This is a genomic window from Pseudomonas sp. HN2-3, from assembly GCF_020691745.1.
Lineage (GTDB): Bacteria > Pseudomonadota > Gammaproteobacteria > Pseudomonadales > Pseudomonadaceae > Aquipseudomonas > Aquipseudomonas capeferrum.
In genome coordinates this window covers 281,110-294,277 of sequence record NZ_CP085704.1, presented here as the reverse complement: position 1 = coordinate 294,277, position 13,168 = coordinate 281,110, and the positions used below count along the sequence as shown (strand labels likewise).

The 13,168-nt window shown below is 62.3% G+C and carries 11 protein-coding genes; 8 read left to right on the top strand and 3 right to left on the bottom strand.

Features of this window, described 5'->3' with window-relative positions:
- The first annotated feature begins 24 nt into the window (after positions 1–24).
- The 3 genes from LJX93_RS01265 to LJX93_RS01255 all read left to right on the top strand — a co-directional run bounded on the left by LJX93_RS01265 (position 25) and on the right by LJX93_RS01255 (position 3,916).
- A complete protein-coding gene (locus tag LJX93_RS01265; RefSeq protein WP_033703206.1) occupies positions 25–744 on the top strand; it encodes a response regulator in 720 nt (239 codons plus the stop codon).
- On the top strand, positions 737–2,113 hold the full coding sequence (locus LJX93_RS01260; RefSeq protein ID WP_156311038.1) for an ATP-binding protein: 1,377 nt from the start codon (positions 737–739) through the stop codon (positions 2,111–2,113). The genes LJX93_RS01265 and LJX93_RS01260 overlap by 8 nt, the downstream gene beginning before the upstream one ends.
- A gap of 141 nt (positions 2,114–2,254) precedes the next feature.
- The gene (locus LJX93_RS01255) at positions 2,255–3,916 is read left to right on the top strand and encodes an FMN-binding glutamate synthase family protein (protein WP_095064985.1); all 1,662 of its coding nucleotides are present in this window, start codon (positions 2,255–2,257) and stop codon (positions 3,914–3,916) included.
- A 142-nt stretch (positions 3,917–4,058) separates the two neighbouring features.
- Here LJX93_RS01255 and LJX93_RS01250 read toward each other — a convergent pair whose 3' ends face one another.
- Positions 4,059–5,378, bottom strand: a complete 1,320-nt coding sequence (locus LJX93_RS01250) for an OprD family porin (RefSeq protein WP_033703209.1) — start codon at positions 5,376–5,378, stop codon at positions 4,059–4,061.
- Positions 5,379–5,849: 471 nt separating this feature from the next.
- Between LJX93_RS01250 and LJX93_RS01245 the strand changes: the two genes are divergently transcribed.
- Entirely contained in the window at positions 5,850–7,937 is a 2,088-nt protein-coding gene (locus LJX93_RS01245; RefSeq protein WP_227696667.1) for a TonB-dependent receptor, read from the top strand.
- A 51-nt stretch (positions 7,938–7,988) separates the two neighbouring features.
- On the opposite strand, the gene LJX93_RS01240 is transcribed toward LJX93_RS01245, so the two are convergent.
- Together LJX93_RS01240 and aguA are read right to left on the bottom strand one after the other, a co-directional pair.
- A complete protein-coding gene (locus LJX93_RS01240) occupies positions 7,989–8,186 on the bottom strand; it encodes a hypothetical protein (protein WP_077068774.1) in 198 nt (65 codons plus the stop codon).
- 184 nt (positions 8,187–8,370) lie between these two features.
- Positions 8,371–9,477: an agmatine deiminase gene (gene aguA, locus LJX93_RS01235; protein ID WP_033703211.1), complete on the bottom strand. Its 1,107-nt coding sequence runs from the start codon at positions 9,475–9,477 to the stop codon at positions 8,371–8,373.
- A 303-nt stretch (positions 9,478–9,780) separates the two neighbouring features.
- Here aguA and rfbB point away from each other — a divergent pair, with 303 nt between their 5' ends.
- Genes rfbB through rfbD form a run of 4 tightly spaced genes read left to right on the top strand, consistent with a single transcriptional unit; the run spans position 9,781 to position 13,134 of the window.
- Positions 9,781–10,863 carry a dTDP-glucose 4,6-dehydratase gene (rfbB, locus tag LJX93_RS01230; RefSeq protein ID WP_033703212.1) on the top strand — a complete coding sequence of 361 codons (1,083 nt, stop codon included), beginning with the start codon at positions 9,781–9,783 and terminating at the stop codon, positions 10,861–10,863.
- The gene (rfbA, locus tag LJX93_RS01225) at positions 10,860–11,735 is read left to right on the top strand and encodes a glucose-1-phosphate thymidylyltransferase RfbA (RefSeq protein WP_033703213.1); all 876 of its coding nucleotides are present in this window, start codon (positions 10,860–10,862) and stop codon (positions 11,733–11,735) included. The genes rfbB and rfbA overlap by 4 nt, the downstream gene beginning before the upstream one ends.
- On the top strand, positions 11,732–12,277 hold the full coding sequence (gene rfbC / locus LJX93_RS01220; RefSeq protein ID WP_033703214.1) for a dTDP-4-dehydrorhamnose 3,5-epimerase: 546 nt from the start codon (positions 11,732–11,734) through the stop codon (positions 12,275–12,277). The genes rfbA and rfbC overlap by 4 nt, the downstream gene beginning before the upstream one ends.
- Complete coding sequence (gene rfbD / locus LJX93_RS01215) at positions 12,274–13,134, top strand: dTDP-4-dehydrorhamnose reductase (protein ID WP_047582920.1); 861 nt, start codon at positions 12,274–12,276, stop codon at positions 13,132–13,134. Before rfbC ends, rfbD begins: the two co-directional genes overlap by 4 nt.
- The last annotated feature ends 34 nt before the right edge of the window (positions 13,135–13,168 follow it).

The following is a 13,168-nucleotide window of genomic DNA, read 5'->3' as shown; positions in this document are numbered from 1 at the left end:
CTCACCGAACAGGTGTTTTTAGCAATGAGTACAACGCTGCTGGTTGTCGACGATGACGACGAAATCCGCGAACTTCTCTGTGATTACCTGACAGATGCCGGTTACACCGTACTGGCCGCCGCTGATGGCGAGCAGATGCGTGAGCAACTGGCTGCGCACAAAGTGGAGCTGGTGGTGCTGGACCTGATGCTGCCCGGCGAGGATGGCTTGAGCCTGTGCCGCCAGCTGCAAGCCACCCCTGGCCTGGCGGTGATCATGTTGTCTGCCAAAGGCAGCACGCTGGACCGCATCATTGGCCTTGAAGTGGGCGCGGACGACTACCTGGCCAAGCCCTTCGAGCCACGCGAGCTGATTGCCCGGATCAAGGCCGTGCTGCGTCGCCCCCAGCGCCTCGATACACCGGTGGCAAAACCGGCTGTCGAAGCGCAGCAATTTGCCGGTTTTCGCCTCGACCACGTGAAGCGCCTGCTCACCCGCCCGGACGGCGAGACACTGCCCCTGCCCCGCTCCGATTACCGCGTGCTGCGTGAGCTGCTTGAAGCCAACAACCGTGTGGTGTCGCGCGATCATCTGACCCGCAGTGCGTTCGGCCGTGACCACCTGCCCGATGACCGCTCGGTAGACATGTGCGTCAGCCGCCTGCGCCAGCAACTGCGCCGCGCGCCGGGCGCCGTCGCGCAGATCCTCACCATCCGCAACGAAGGCTACCTGCTGAGCCTCGCCCGCAGCGAGGCGGATGCCTGAGGTGCGCTGGCTCCGCCGGCTGTGGCCGCGCACGCTGTTTGGCCAACTGCTGCTGATCATGGTCAGCGGCACGCTGGTAATCCAACTGATGTCGAGCAGCATCTGGTTCGATGTGCGTTTCGCGCAGGTGCTCGAAGCCCCGGTGCGGCTGATCGCCGCCCGCAGCGCGCCCCTGATTGCCAAGGCCGACTGCCATGCCGGCGCAGTGCAGGCGCCAGCCCATTATCAGCTGCGCTGTGCCGAAGCCTTGCCCGCGCAAGAAGGGGACGAACGCAGGGGGCGCAAACGCATCGAATTGCTGCTGCACCAGGCCCTCAAGTACGAACTTGGCCATGCTGTAGACGTGCGCCTGATGAAGGTGCAACTGACTGACGAACTGGGCCAGCCGATTGTCTGGCGCAGCCTGTTCGGCTTGCGTACGGCCCAGGCGCATATTCAGTTTGCCGTGCCGCTGGCCGATGGGCATTGGCTGACCATCGATGGCCAGGAGCTGCAGGGCTGGAGTGGCGAGTCTGCCTGGGCGTTGATCAGCGACTACCTGCTGCGGGTATATGCCCTGCGTATCGTCGCCGTGCTGCTGGTGTGCCTGCTGGCGGTGCGCCTGTGCCTGCGCCCGCTGCAGCGCCTGGCGGACGCAGCGCGAGGGCTGGGCAGCAACCTGGAGCAGCCGCCCTTGGCGCTGGATGGGCCGCAGGAAGTGCGCCAGGCGGCGCAGGCTTTCAATGCGATGCAGCAACGGTTGATTGCGATGGTCAACGACAAGGCCTACTTCCTCGCCGCCGTTTCCCACGATTTGCGTACCCCGTTGACCCGCATGCGCCTGCGCCTGGAGCGCCTGCCAGACGATGAGCAGCGCGAACGGCTGCGGCAGAACATCACGCAGATGGACGACATGATCGGCCAGGTACTCGACTACCTGCGCGCCGGCGAGCAGCAGAACCTGCAACAGGTGGACCTGGACCAGCTGGTGGCGCGCCAGTGCGCAGACTTGGCCACCGCCAGTGAGCCGCTTCCCGTTGAGGGCCAGGCTGGCACCGTGCGGGTCGATGCCCTGCTGCTGCAGCGGTGCCTGCAGAACCTGCTGGTCAATGCCTTGCGCTATGGCAAAGACGTTTCGGTCACGCTAGAGCGCGCGGCCACGGGGGTTTTTATCCACATCGATGACTGCGGGCCGGGGATTGCACCCGGCTTGATGGCGACGGTTACCGACCCGTTCGTGCGGGGGGAAGGGTCGCGCAATCAGGCGTCTGGCGGGTATGGCTTGGGGTTGAGCATCGCCCAGCGCATCGCGGCCAGTCATGGCGGCGAGTTGCTGCTGTACAACCGCGACGGCGGCGGCTTGCGGGCCAGTGTGCAGTTGCCCGAATAACCTGCCATCACGGCCTTGCGTCGCGAAAGGGTCGCGCAGGGCAAACCTGCGATCAGGTAACAGTCTTTTACCGATTCACCAGGTTTTCCGCAGCCTGCCTTTGCCTATCCTAGGCCCGGTCATCCTGCCTGCGATGGACCCATGAAACATTCACTGCCCAGCCGCTACGCCTGCCTCGTCACCTGCCTGCTGTTCACCTTCGCCAGCCTGCCGCTACTGCCCCAACAGGCCTGGCTCTGGCCGTTCACCGTGCTCACCGCCCTGCTCAGCCTGGTCGGCCTCAATGACCTGCGCCAGAGCCACCATGCGGTGCGGCGCAACTACCCGATCCTGGGCAACATCCGCTACCTGATCGAAACCATCCGCCCGGAAATCCGCCAATACCTGATCGAAGGCGACGACGACAAGCTGCCGTTCTCCCGCTCCCAGCGCTCGCTGGTGTACGCCCGGGCCAAGAATGAAAGCGCCGAAAAAGCCTTTGGCACACTCAACGATGCCTACAAGCCGGGCTTCGAATTCATCAGCCATTCGATGCTGCCGGTGGCCACCCCCGACCCTGCTTCGTTCCGCATCGCCATCGGCGGGCGGCAATGCCGGCTGCCCTACTCGGCCTCGATTTTCAACATCTCGGCCATGAGCTTCGGCGCCCTCAGCGCCAACGCCATCGCTGCCCTCAACCAGGGCGCACGCCTGGGCCGCTTTGCCCATGACACCGGTGAAGGCAGCATCAGCCCTTACCACCGCGAACATGGTGGCGACCTGATCTGGGAGATCGGCAGCGGTTACTTTGGCTGCCGTACCGAAGAGGGCCGTTTCGACCCGCAACGCTTCGCCGAGCAAGCCCGCTCGGCGCAAGTGAAGATGATCGAGATCAAGCTCAGCCAGGGCGCCAAACCCGGCCACGGCGGCATCCTGCCAGGGCACAAGGTGAGCCCGGAAATCGCCGCGACCCGGGGCGTGCGCGAAGGCCAGGACTGCATTTCCCCGGCTGCGCACAGCGCCTTCCGCACGCCGGTCGAATTGCTCAAGTTCGTTGCCAGCCTGCGCGAACTGTCGGGCGGCAAGCCAGTGGGCTTCAAGTTCTGCCTGGGGCACCCGTGGGAGTTCATGGGCATTGCCAAAGCCATGCTGGCCACCGGCATCACCCCCGACTTCATCGTCGTCGACGGCAAGGAAGGCGGCACCGGCGCGGCACCACGCGAGTTCAGCGACAACATGGGCGTGCCCATGCGCGAAGGGCTGATGTTCGTGCACAACACCTTGGTCGGCCTGAACCTGCGTTCGAGCATCCGTATTGGCGCAGCGGGCAAGATCGTCAGCGCCTTCGATATCGCCAGCGTGCTGGCCATTGGTGCCGACTGGGTGAATTCGGCGCGCGGCTTCATGTTCGCCATCGGCTGCATCCAGTCGCAAAGCTGCCACACCAACAAGTGCCCGACCGGGGTTGCCACGCAAGACCCGTTACGCCAGCGCGCATTGGTGGTACCGGACAAGGCCCAACGCGTGGCCAGCTTTCATCGCAACACGCTGCACACCTTGGCCGAGATGCTGGCGGCCGCAGGGCTGGAGCACCCAAGCGAACTCAAGCCCAAGCACCTGGCACGGCGTGTCAGCGCCAGTGAAATCGGCTTGTTCTCGGATTTGCATACGTTTCTCAAGCCTGGCGAATTGCTCAGTGGCTCGATTGAAAGCGAGTTTTATGCGCGGATGTGGCGGATGGCGCGTAGCGACAGCTTTGCACCGGAGACGGGGGAAGTTGAAAAAGCAGCAGGGGTACGACGTAGACAGGCGGAGCCGGCTTGAAGGCTGGGGGCGCTTTGCGCCCCTTTCGCGGCACAAGGCCGCTCCCACAGGGGTTGCGCCGGCCTTGAAGGTTTAGAGCCAGCCAGTGTGGGAGCGGCCTTGCGCCGCGATAGGGCTGCAAAGCAGCCCCAGCGGGATCAGATCAGAAGATGCTGATCGGGTACTCGACGAATACGCGGACTTCGTTGCCGTCGTCGTTGTAGCCGTTCTGCTGTACCGCATTGTTGGTACGCACGAACGAGCTACGCAGCTTGATCGACAGGTCCTTGGCCGGGCCGTCCTGAACCACGTAACGGATCTGGTTGAAGATCTCGCGCTCTTTACCTTCACCGAAACCTTGCGGGTTGGCGACGTTGCGGGTGTTGATGTTGTCACCCACCACGTAGGCCAGCTTGTAGGTCAGGCCCGGAACGCCATAGGCGCCGAAGTCCAGGCCGTAGCCCAGCTGCCAGGAGCGCTCGTCTTCGGCGTTGAAGTCGGACCAGTACGAGTTGGCCAGGTAGATGGTCGAACCACCGTCACCCACGCCACCGGCGTTCTGGTAGAAGCCGTAGTTGTAGCCGGTGCTGCCGGTGCTGCGCTGATGCGCGAGGGTGAACGAGTGGGCACCGTACGCGTAAGTGGCAGCCAGGCTCCAGATGGTGTTGGAGTCGCCGTTCAGGCCAGCGGCCTGGACGTACTGCTTGTCGATGTCCGACTTGTAGCCGTTGAAGTCCAGGGTCAGCGACTGGTCGCTGGCGATCGGGAAGACGTAGTTCAAGCCCAGGTAGTGCTTCTTCATCACGTCTTCGTTGTCTGCGGTGTACAGCGAAGCGGTGAAGTTGTCGGTGAACTTGTAGCTACCGCCGAAGACGTTGATCGACTTCAGGCCACCACCGTCACGACGCTCGGCGCTCTTGCGCGCTTCCTGGGTGAAGCGACCGGCGTTCAGCTCCAGGCCCTCGATCTCTTTCGAGGTCAGCAGGGTGCCGGTGAAGCTTTCTGGCAGCAGACGTGCATCGTCGTACTGCAGCACAGGCAGTGCCGGCATCTGGTCACCGTACTTCAGCACGGTGTTGGAGATGCGGAATTTCACGGCAGCGCCGCCACGGGCAAGGTTATGCGGCGAGCTGGCGTTGCCCTCGGCATTGGTGGTTTCGTGCGGTTTGAAGAAGTCGACGCCGCCACCACCGTTGTGGCCCTTGCCGCCGTCCAGACGCACGGCATACAGGCCGAATGCGTCGACGCCGACACCGACGGTGCCCTGGGTGAAACCGGAGGAGAAGTTGGCGATGACGCCTTGGCCCCATTCGATCTGGTCATCGGTACCGTGCTTCTTGTCACGGTTGATGTAGGCGTTGCGCAGCAGCACATTGGCGTGGCTGTCTTCGATGAAGCCCTTGCTGTCGGCCTGCTCATTGGCCTGTGCCTGGGTCGCGGCGATCATCGCCAAGGCGACCAGGCTGATCCTGGTTTTCAACATGTTATTTTCCTTATTTCTTAATCAAAAACGCTCTGCAATATGACGCCAGGAACCAACGCCCCTTCGTAGGCTCGACGCTATGCGGATCCAAACTGGAAGGCTTTGCCGGCAATCGCACGGTGGCCTTTAACAGCAGCATGGCCATGTCATGGCCAGCAGGCGTTGGCCGAATCCTAGCGGTGTGCGATTACAAATGTCAAAAAATCGTGAAATGCAGGTTGATATAACCAAAATAACCGGCAGGTCTGGTGCATTTCCATGCCGGTTCGCGCTATCGGTGGGCAATTTTTCTCTTGTCAGGTAAGTCAGCTGACGTTGTGGGAGCAATCTTGGGCTGGGGGATTATACAAAGTACCTAGTTACAAAGTGATACATATGTAAAGACAACCCCTTACAAATACCCAAGCAACAGTAAATAGCAAGCATTACCATTCGCACCTTCTTTTCACCTGCCCCGGTCCGGATGTGTCCATGCTTGTACCCTGCCGCCTTTCCCCCCTGTCGCTGGGCCTGTCGCTGCTGTTCAGCGCCAGCCTCGCCAACGCCGCCACCACTACCCTGCCGGAACTGTCGGTCACCGCCGAAAGCGAGCGTGAACAGGACAACCCGCGGGTCAAGGAGGTGAGTACCGCGACGCGCACCTCAACGCCGGTGCGCTATGTACCCCAGGCCATCGACACGGTGAAAACCGCCAACGTGCTGGATTACGGCAGCAACACCTTGGGCAAGGCACTCGAGGGTATCCCCAACGTCAGCAGCGGCGCCGACACCCGTTTCGACAGCGTGCGCATCCGCGGCTTCGATGCCAGCAACGACTTCTATCTGGACGGTGTTCGCGATGACAGCCAGTACATTCGCGACCTCAACAACATCGAGCGTGTCGAAGTGCTCAAAGGGCCGGCCGCAGTGCTGTACGGCCGTGGCAGCCAGGGTGGCATCGTCAACCGCGTCAGCAAGGCGCCCGAGCACGGCCGCCGTTCGAGCATCGAGGCGCAAGGCGGCAGCCAAGACCTGCGCAGCCTGTACGCCGACCTGAGTGCCGACCCCAGCGACACCATCAGCCTGCGCCTGAACCTGGGCAACGAGGACAGCAACAGCTTCCGCGATGGCATCGATGGCAGCCGCCAACTGTTCGCGCCCTCGATGAGCTGGCAACTGACGCCGGACCTGAACTGGCTGGTGCAATACGAATACAGCCGCTACAACCGCACGCCCGACCGCGGCATCCCTGGCGTCAACGGCCGCCCGGCAGACGTAAGCCGCAGCACCACCTATGGCGATACCCAGCGCGACTACATCGACGACCGCGCCCAGTCGCTGCGCTCGCGGTTGAACTACCAGCTAAACGAAGCCTGGCAACTGCGCCACACCCTTGGCCTGTTCAAGCTCGACAGCGAGTTCGACAACACCTACGCCACGGGCTACAACGCCAGCAACAACACCGTCACCCGCCAGCGCTGGCAGCAAGACCTGAACACCCGCAACCTGTTCAACAACCTGGAAGCCGAGGGCGACTTCAACACCCTGGGGCTGGAGCACAAACTGCTGGTGGGCCTGGAGTTCGGCAGCCAACGGCGTGACCCGACCCTGTACACCGCCCCGACGGGTACGGTGCCGAGCCTGGACGTGGGCAAACCCAACCGTAACCTGCAGCACAATGGGCCGCTGCTGGTGTCGAGCAACAACCACACCGTAGTCGAAAGCCGTGGCCTGTACCTTCAGGACCAGGTCCGACTGAACGATCAATGGCAAATCCTCGCGGGCGTGCGCTTCGACCAGTTCGAGGTGGAAACCACCAACAAGATCAAGGGCATTTCCGAGCCGCAGGACAGCAACACCACCAGCCCGCGCCTGGGTGTGGTGTATACGCCGTGGCGTGATCACTCGTTCTATGCGTCGTGGAGCAAGACCTTCTCGCCCGTGGGCGGTGGCCTGATCGGCATCACCCCGGGCGCGCCGGGCAACACCAACGACACCGGGCCAGAGATGACCCGGCAGAAGGAAATCGGGGTCAAGAGCGACTGGCTCGACCAACGCCTGACCACCACCCTCGCGGTGTATGAACTGGAGCTGTACAACCGCCGCACGCGTGACGCCAACAACCCGGAAATCATTGTACTCACCGGCTTGCAACGCTCGCGCGGCATCGAGCTGACCGCTACCGGCAACATCGTCGGCAACTGGTACGTGCGCGGGGGCATCGGCCTGCAGGATGCAACCATCGTCAAGGACAACAACAACCAGGAAGGCAACCGCATCAACGACGTGGCCAAGCGCAACGCCAGCCTGTTCGTGACCTGGAAGCCGGAGCTGGGCTGGTACGCCGAGACGGGGCTGACGCTGGTGGGTGACCGTTATGCCGACAACCAGAACACCACGGTAATGCCGGGGTATGGCCGCTGGGATGCGCTCGCCGGCTACCGCACGCACGATTGGGATGTGCGCGCGGCGTTGAACAACATTGCCGACAAGACCTACTACAGCTCGGCGACCAGCGCCGCGCAGATTCAACCGGGTGACCCGCGCAGCCTGGTGGTGACGAGCACTTACCGCTTCTGATGTTTACTGCCTGCACCGGTGTCAGGGCCGGTGCAGGCTAGCCCGATACGGTCAGTGCCACACCGCCATCAGCGCTTGCATCTCCGCTTCACTGATCAGCCCTTGGGGGTATCGCCCGGCAAGCAGACGTCGTGGGTCGGTCGTCCTGACCTGTTTGCTTCCATGGTGCTTCAACCACTGCGCCAGAACCTTGAGCGATTGATGATTCACTGCCGATGGGCACAAAGCCGACTCACTTGCTGCGTTCATTTCCACACGTACTCCCTTGCCCGTGAGCGGCTAATCTACGTAGGTATTGTTACAGATCCAAGCGCCCGGCCAAGCCGAGCTATCTCTTTGAAAAACAATACAAAACATATGCCATTCGCGGCGCCGGACGTCGCCTGGAAATAAAAAGCCCGTCAGATGACGGGCCTCTTCGTTCAGCGTGGCTTCAGCGCTTGAGCGGCGCGGGTTGCTGTTGGGTCAGGCAATGGATATTGCCCCCGCCCAGCAGCAGCTCACGGCCAGGGATCATCACCACTTCGTGGTCCGGGAAGATCTTGGCCAGGATCGCTCTGGCCTGGGCATCTGCAGGGTCATCGAAGCTGGGCGCGATGATGCCGCCGTTGACGATCAGGAAGTTCACATACGAGCCGGCCAGGCGTACCGACGGGTCGCGCTCCTGGCTACCGGCCACCTGGTCGACACCGTCACATTCTTCGGCGGTGGCATACAGCGGGCCCGGAATCGGCATCTTGTGCACCACGAACTCACGGCCTTTGGCATCGCGGGTGTTTTTCAGCACCTCCAGCGCGGCGTGGCAGCGTGCGTAGTTGGGGTCGTTGGAATCATCGGTCCAGGCCAGTAACACTTCACCTGGGCGCACGTAACAGCAGAAGTTGTCGACGTGGCCGTCGGTTTCGTCGTTGTACAGGCCGTCCGGCAGCCAGACCACGGTGTCGACCGCCAGGTGCTCGCGCAGCACCGCCTCGATCTGTTCGCGGCCCAGGTGCGGGTTGCGGTTGCGGTTGAGCAGGCATTCCTCGGTGGTGATCACGGTGCCTTCGCCGTCCACGTGGATCGAGCCACCTTCCAGCACGAAGCCCTCGGTCTGGTAGCGCTGGCAGCGCTCCATTTCCAGTACCTTGGCGGCCAGTTCCTCGTCACGGTTCCAGGGCGCGTAGAGGCCGCCCTCGAAACCGCCCCAGGCATTGAAGCCCCAGTCCACACCGCGCACTTCGCCGTGGTCGTTGATGACGAAGGTTGGGCCGGTATCGCGCACCCAGGCATCGTCATTGCTGATTTCCACCACGCGGATGTTCGGCAGGTCGAGTTGGCGACGGGCGTTTTCGTACTGGCCAGCGGAAACCCCCACGGTCACCGGCTCGAAGCGGGCGATGGCCTTGGCCAGCGTCACATGCGCAGCCTGCGCCGGTTTGCCACCCAGGCGCCAGTTGTCCGAACGCTCCGGCCAGACCATCCAGACCTGGGTCTGCGGCGCCCATTCAGCGGGCATATGGAAGCCGTCGGCACGGGGGGTGGAGTTGAGGGTTTTCATGGTTAACCTCTGCGTAGGCCCTGAGCCGATGTGCACTGGGGCGTTGGTAGTGTGTGTGTGTAGGAGCGGCCTTGCGTCGCGATGGGGCGCAAAGCGCCCCCGGCTATCGCAAATTTATAACCGATATATATCGGCATTAAAAGCAAAAAAACCTGCCTAAGAAAACCATTAAACCAATTATACCGATATCAATCGAAATAACCCCAAGCCTTCCCGCCAAACCCATGATATTTGTCTGCCACCACCCTAGCCGACGAGCTAGGCTGCATGCCATAGAACTTGGTTTTCCAGAGGCCACTTGAGATGCGCATACTCGTCACAGGCGGCGCCGGCTTCATTGGCTCGGCGCTGGTCCGCCACCTGATCGACAACACCGAACACGAAGTGCTCAACCTCGACAAGCTGACCTACGCCGGCAACCTCGAATCGCTGCAGAGCATCGCCAACAACACCCGATACGAATTCGTCCAGGCCGATATCGCCGACTCGGCAACCGTCAGCGCCGTGCTCGAACGCTTTCAGCCTGGGGCGATCATGCACCTGGCAGCCGAATCCCATGTGGACCGGTCGATCGACGGCCCGGCCGCGTTCATCCAGACCAACATCGTCGGCACTTACGCCCTGCTCGAAGCCACCCGCGCCTGGTGGAGCCAGCTGCCGGCCGAGCAGCGCCGTGCGTTCCGTTTTCACCATATCTCCACCGACGAAGTCTATGGCGACCTGCATGGCGCCAACGACCTGTTTCACGAGACCACGCCGTATGCGCCCAGCTCACCCTATTCGGCGAGCAAGGCCGCCTCGGACCACCTGGTGCGCGCCTGGCACCGCACCTACGGGCTGCCGGTGCTGATCACCAACTGCTCGAACAACTACGGCCCTTACCATTTCCCCGAAAAGCTGATCCCGCTGATGATCCTCAATGCCTTGGCCGGCAAGCCACTGCCGGTGTATGGCAATGGCCAGCAAGTACGTGACTGGCTGTTCGTCGAAGACCACGCCCGGGCGTTGCTTGAAGTAGTGAGCCACGGACAGGTCGGCGAAACGTACAATATCGGCGGCCACAACGAGCAGAAGAACCTCGACGTGGTGCACGCCATCTGCGCCCTGCTCGAAGAGCTGGCGCCGCAGCACCCGCAAGGCGTGGCCCGCTATGCAGACCTGATCAGCTACGTCCAGGACCGCCCCGGCCACGACCTGCGCTATGCCATCGATGCCAGCAAGATCGAACGGGAACTGGGCTGGGTACCGCAAGAAACCTTCGCCAGCGGGCTGCGCAAGACGGTGCAGTGGTACCTGGACAACCTGCAATGGTGCCGTCATGTCCAGGATGGCAGCTACCAGGGTGAACGCCTGGGCAATACCGACATCAAGGAGCTCATTGCATGACCAAGGGCATCGTCCTGGCCGGAGGATCCGGCACACGCCTGCACCCCATCACCCTTGGGGTTTCCAAGCAACTGCTGCCGATTTACGACAAACCGATGATCTACTACCCGATTTCGGTGCTGATGCTCGCCGATATCCGCGAAATCCTGCTGATCTCGACACCTCAGGACCTGCCCCAGTATCGCCAGCTGTTCGGCGACGGAAGCCAGTTCGGCATCCACATCAACTATGCCGAGCAGCCCTCGCCCGATGGCCTGGCCCAGGCATTTCTGATCGGCGAGCAGTTTATCGGCGATGACTCGGTGTGCCTCATTCTTGGCGACAACATCTTCCACGGCCAGAGCTTCACCGAACAGTTGCAGCGCGCGGTCAACCACCCGAGTGGCGCCACGGTATTCGGCTATTGGGTCAAGGACCCGGAGCGCTTCGGCGTGGTCGAGTTCGACGAGCAAGGCAATGCCCTGTCCATCGAAGAAAAGCCCCTCAAGCCCAAGTCCAGCTATGCGGTGACGGGCCTGTACTTCTACGACAACGACGTAATCGAAATTGCCAAGGGCATCCGCCCCTCCGAGCGGGGCGAACTTGAAATCACCGATGTCACCAATGCCTACCTCAAGCGCGGCGACCTGCGCGTGGAGCGCTTTGGCCGCGGCTTTGCCTGGCTCGATACCGGGACTCACGAGAGCCTGCTGGATGCCTCGCAATATGTGCAGACCATCGAGAATCGCCAGGGGCTGAAGGTGGCCTGCCTGGAAGAAATCGCCTTCAACAAGGGCTGGATCACCCGTGACCAGTTGCTGGCCAAGGCTGAAAAACTCAAAAAGACCGGTTACGGTCAGTACCTGGGCAAACTGGCTAACGAGTCTGCATGAACATCATCCCCACCGAGATCCCTGATGTACTGATCATCGAACCGACGGTATACGGTGACAGCCGAGGCTTCTTCTTCGAGGCCTTCAACGCCCGTGAGTTTGCCAAGCAGACCGGCGTTGCCGTGGACTTCGTCCAGGACAACCACTCCCGCTCCCTCAAGGGCGTGTTGCGCGGCCTGCACTATCAGGTGGAAAACACCCAAGGCAAACTGGTGCGCGTGGTACAGGGTGAGATCCGCGATATTGCCGTGGATGTGCGCAAGAGCTCGCCAACTTTCGGCCAGTGGGTTGCCGTGCACCTGTCGGCCGACAATCATCGCCAATTGTGGATTCCGCCTGGCTTTGCCCACGGTTTTGCGGTGGTCAGCGAAACGGCCGAGTTCCTCTACAAGACCACCGACTACTACAACCCAGGCGCCGACCGTTGCATCCGCTGGGACGACGCGCAGCTGGCCATCGACTGGCAACTCGAAGGGCCGCCGGTGCTGTCGGAAAAGGACAAGGTCGGCGTACCGCTGAGTGAGGCGCAACTGCTGCCATGAAGATTGTCGTATGTGGCCGTAACGGCCAGGTAGCCCAGGCGCTGCAGGCGCAGCTGGTCGGCCTTGGCGAGCTTCACGTGCTCGGGCGCGAGCAACTGGACCTGGCCCAGCCCGAGGCCCTGCGTGGCCCGCTGCGCCAGCTGGCCCCCGACCTGATCATCAATGCGGGTGCCTACACGGCGGTCGACCAGGCCGAGCACGAGCCAGAGCGCGCCTTTGCGATCAATGCCCACGGCCCTGGCGTACTTGCCGAAGAAGCGGCACGGCTCGGCGCGCCGCTTATCCACTACTCCACCGACTACGTCTTCGACGGCAGCAAGGCCACGCCCTATACCGAACAAGACGCCCCCAACCCCCTGGGGGTCTACGGCCAAAGCAAACTTGCAGGCGAGCAGGCGATTGCCGCAGTGGCCGGCCAGCACTTGATCCTGCGTACCAGCTGGGTTTATTCGCTGTACGGGCGCAACTTTCTGCTGACCCTGCAGCGACTGCTGCAAGAGAAGCCTCAACTGCGCATTGTCGACGATCAGATCGGCGCACCGACCTGGGCCGCTAGCATTGCCGCCAGCACCCGTGTATTGGTCGAACGTTGGCAGGCCGGGCAAGCGGGCGCCTGGGGCACCTACCACCTTACCGCGCAAGGCGAGACGTCCTGGTTCGGCTTCGCCCAGGCCATCGCCGAGCAACTCAAGGCCCAAGGCCTGCCCTGCGCCGAACTGCTGCCAATCCCGTCCAGCGACTACCCCACGCCGGCCCGCAGGCCGCTCAACTCACGCCTGGACTGCTCACGCCTGGCCCGCGAATGGCACATCCGCCTGCCGCACTGGCAGCAGGCGCTGATCGACTGCCTCAAGTAGCGCATAATTGCATCAGACTTTTCTGGCGCACTTA

What these genes read in the sequence shown, in the direction of transcription:
- LJX93_RS01265 (WP_033703206.1), top strand. Translation starts at nt 25, where the DNA reads ATGAGTACAACGCTGCTGGTTGTCGACGATGACGACGAAATCCGCGAA.
- LJX93_RS01260 (WP_156311038.1), top strand. Translation starts at nt 737, where the DNA reads ATGCCTGAGGTGCGCTGGCTCCGCCGGCTGTGGCCGCGCACGCTGTTT.
- LJX93_RS01255 (WP_095064985.1), top strand. Translation starts at nt 2,255, where the DNA reads ATGAAACATTCACTGCCCAGCCGCTACGCCTGCCTCGTCACCTGCCTG.
- LJX93_RS01250 (WP_033703209.1), bottom strand. Translation starts at nt 5,378, where the DNA reads ATGTTGAAAACCAGGATCAGCCTGGTCGCCTTGGCGATGATCGCCGCG.
- LJX93_RS01245 (WP_227696667.1), top strand. Translation starts at nt 5,850, where the DNA reads ATGCTTGTACCCTGCCGCCTTTCCCCCCTGTCGCTGGGCCTGTCGCTG.
- LJX93_RS01240 (WP_077068774.1), bottom strand. Translation starts at nt 8,186, where the DNA reads ATGAACGCAGCAAGTGAGTCGGCTTTGTGCCCATCGGCAGTGAATCAT.
- aguA (WP_033703211.1), bottom strand. Translation starts at nt 9,477, where the DNA reads ATGAAAACCCTCAACTCCACCCCCCGTGCCGACGGCTTCCATATGCCC.
- rfbB (WP_033703212.1), top strand. Translation starts at nt 9,781, where the DNA reads ATGCGCATACTCGTCACAGGCGGCGCCGGCTTCATTGGCTCGGCGCTG.
- rfbA (WP_033703213.1), top strand. Translation starts at nt 10,860, where the DNA reads ATGACCAAGGGCATCGTCCTGGCCGGAGGATCCGGCACACGCCTGCAC.
- rfbC (WP_033703214.1), top strand. Translation starts at nt 11,732, where the DNA reads ATGAACATCATCCCCACCGAGATCCCTGATGTACTGATCATCGAACCG.
- rfbD (WP_047582920.1), top strand. Translation starts at nt 12,274, where the DNA reads ATGAAGATTGTCGTATGTGGCCGTAACGGCCAGGTAGCCCAGGCGCTG.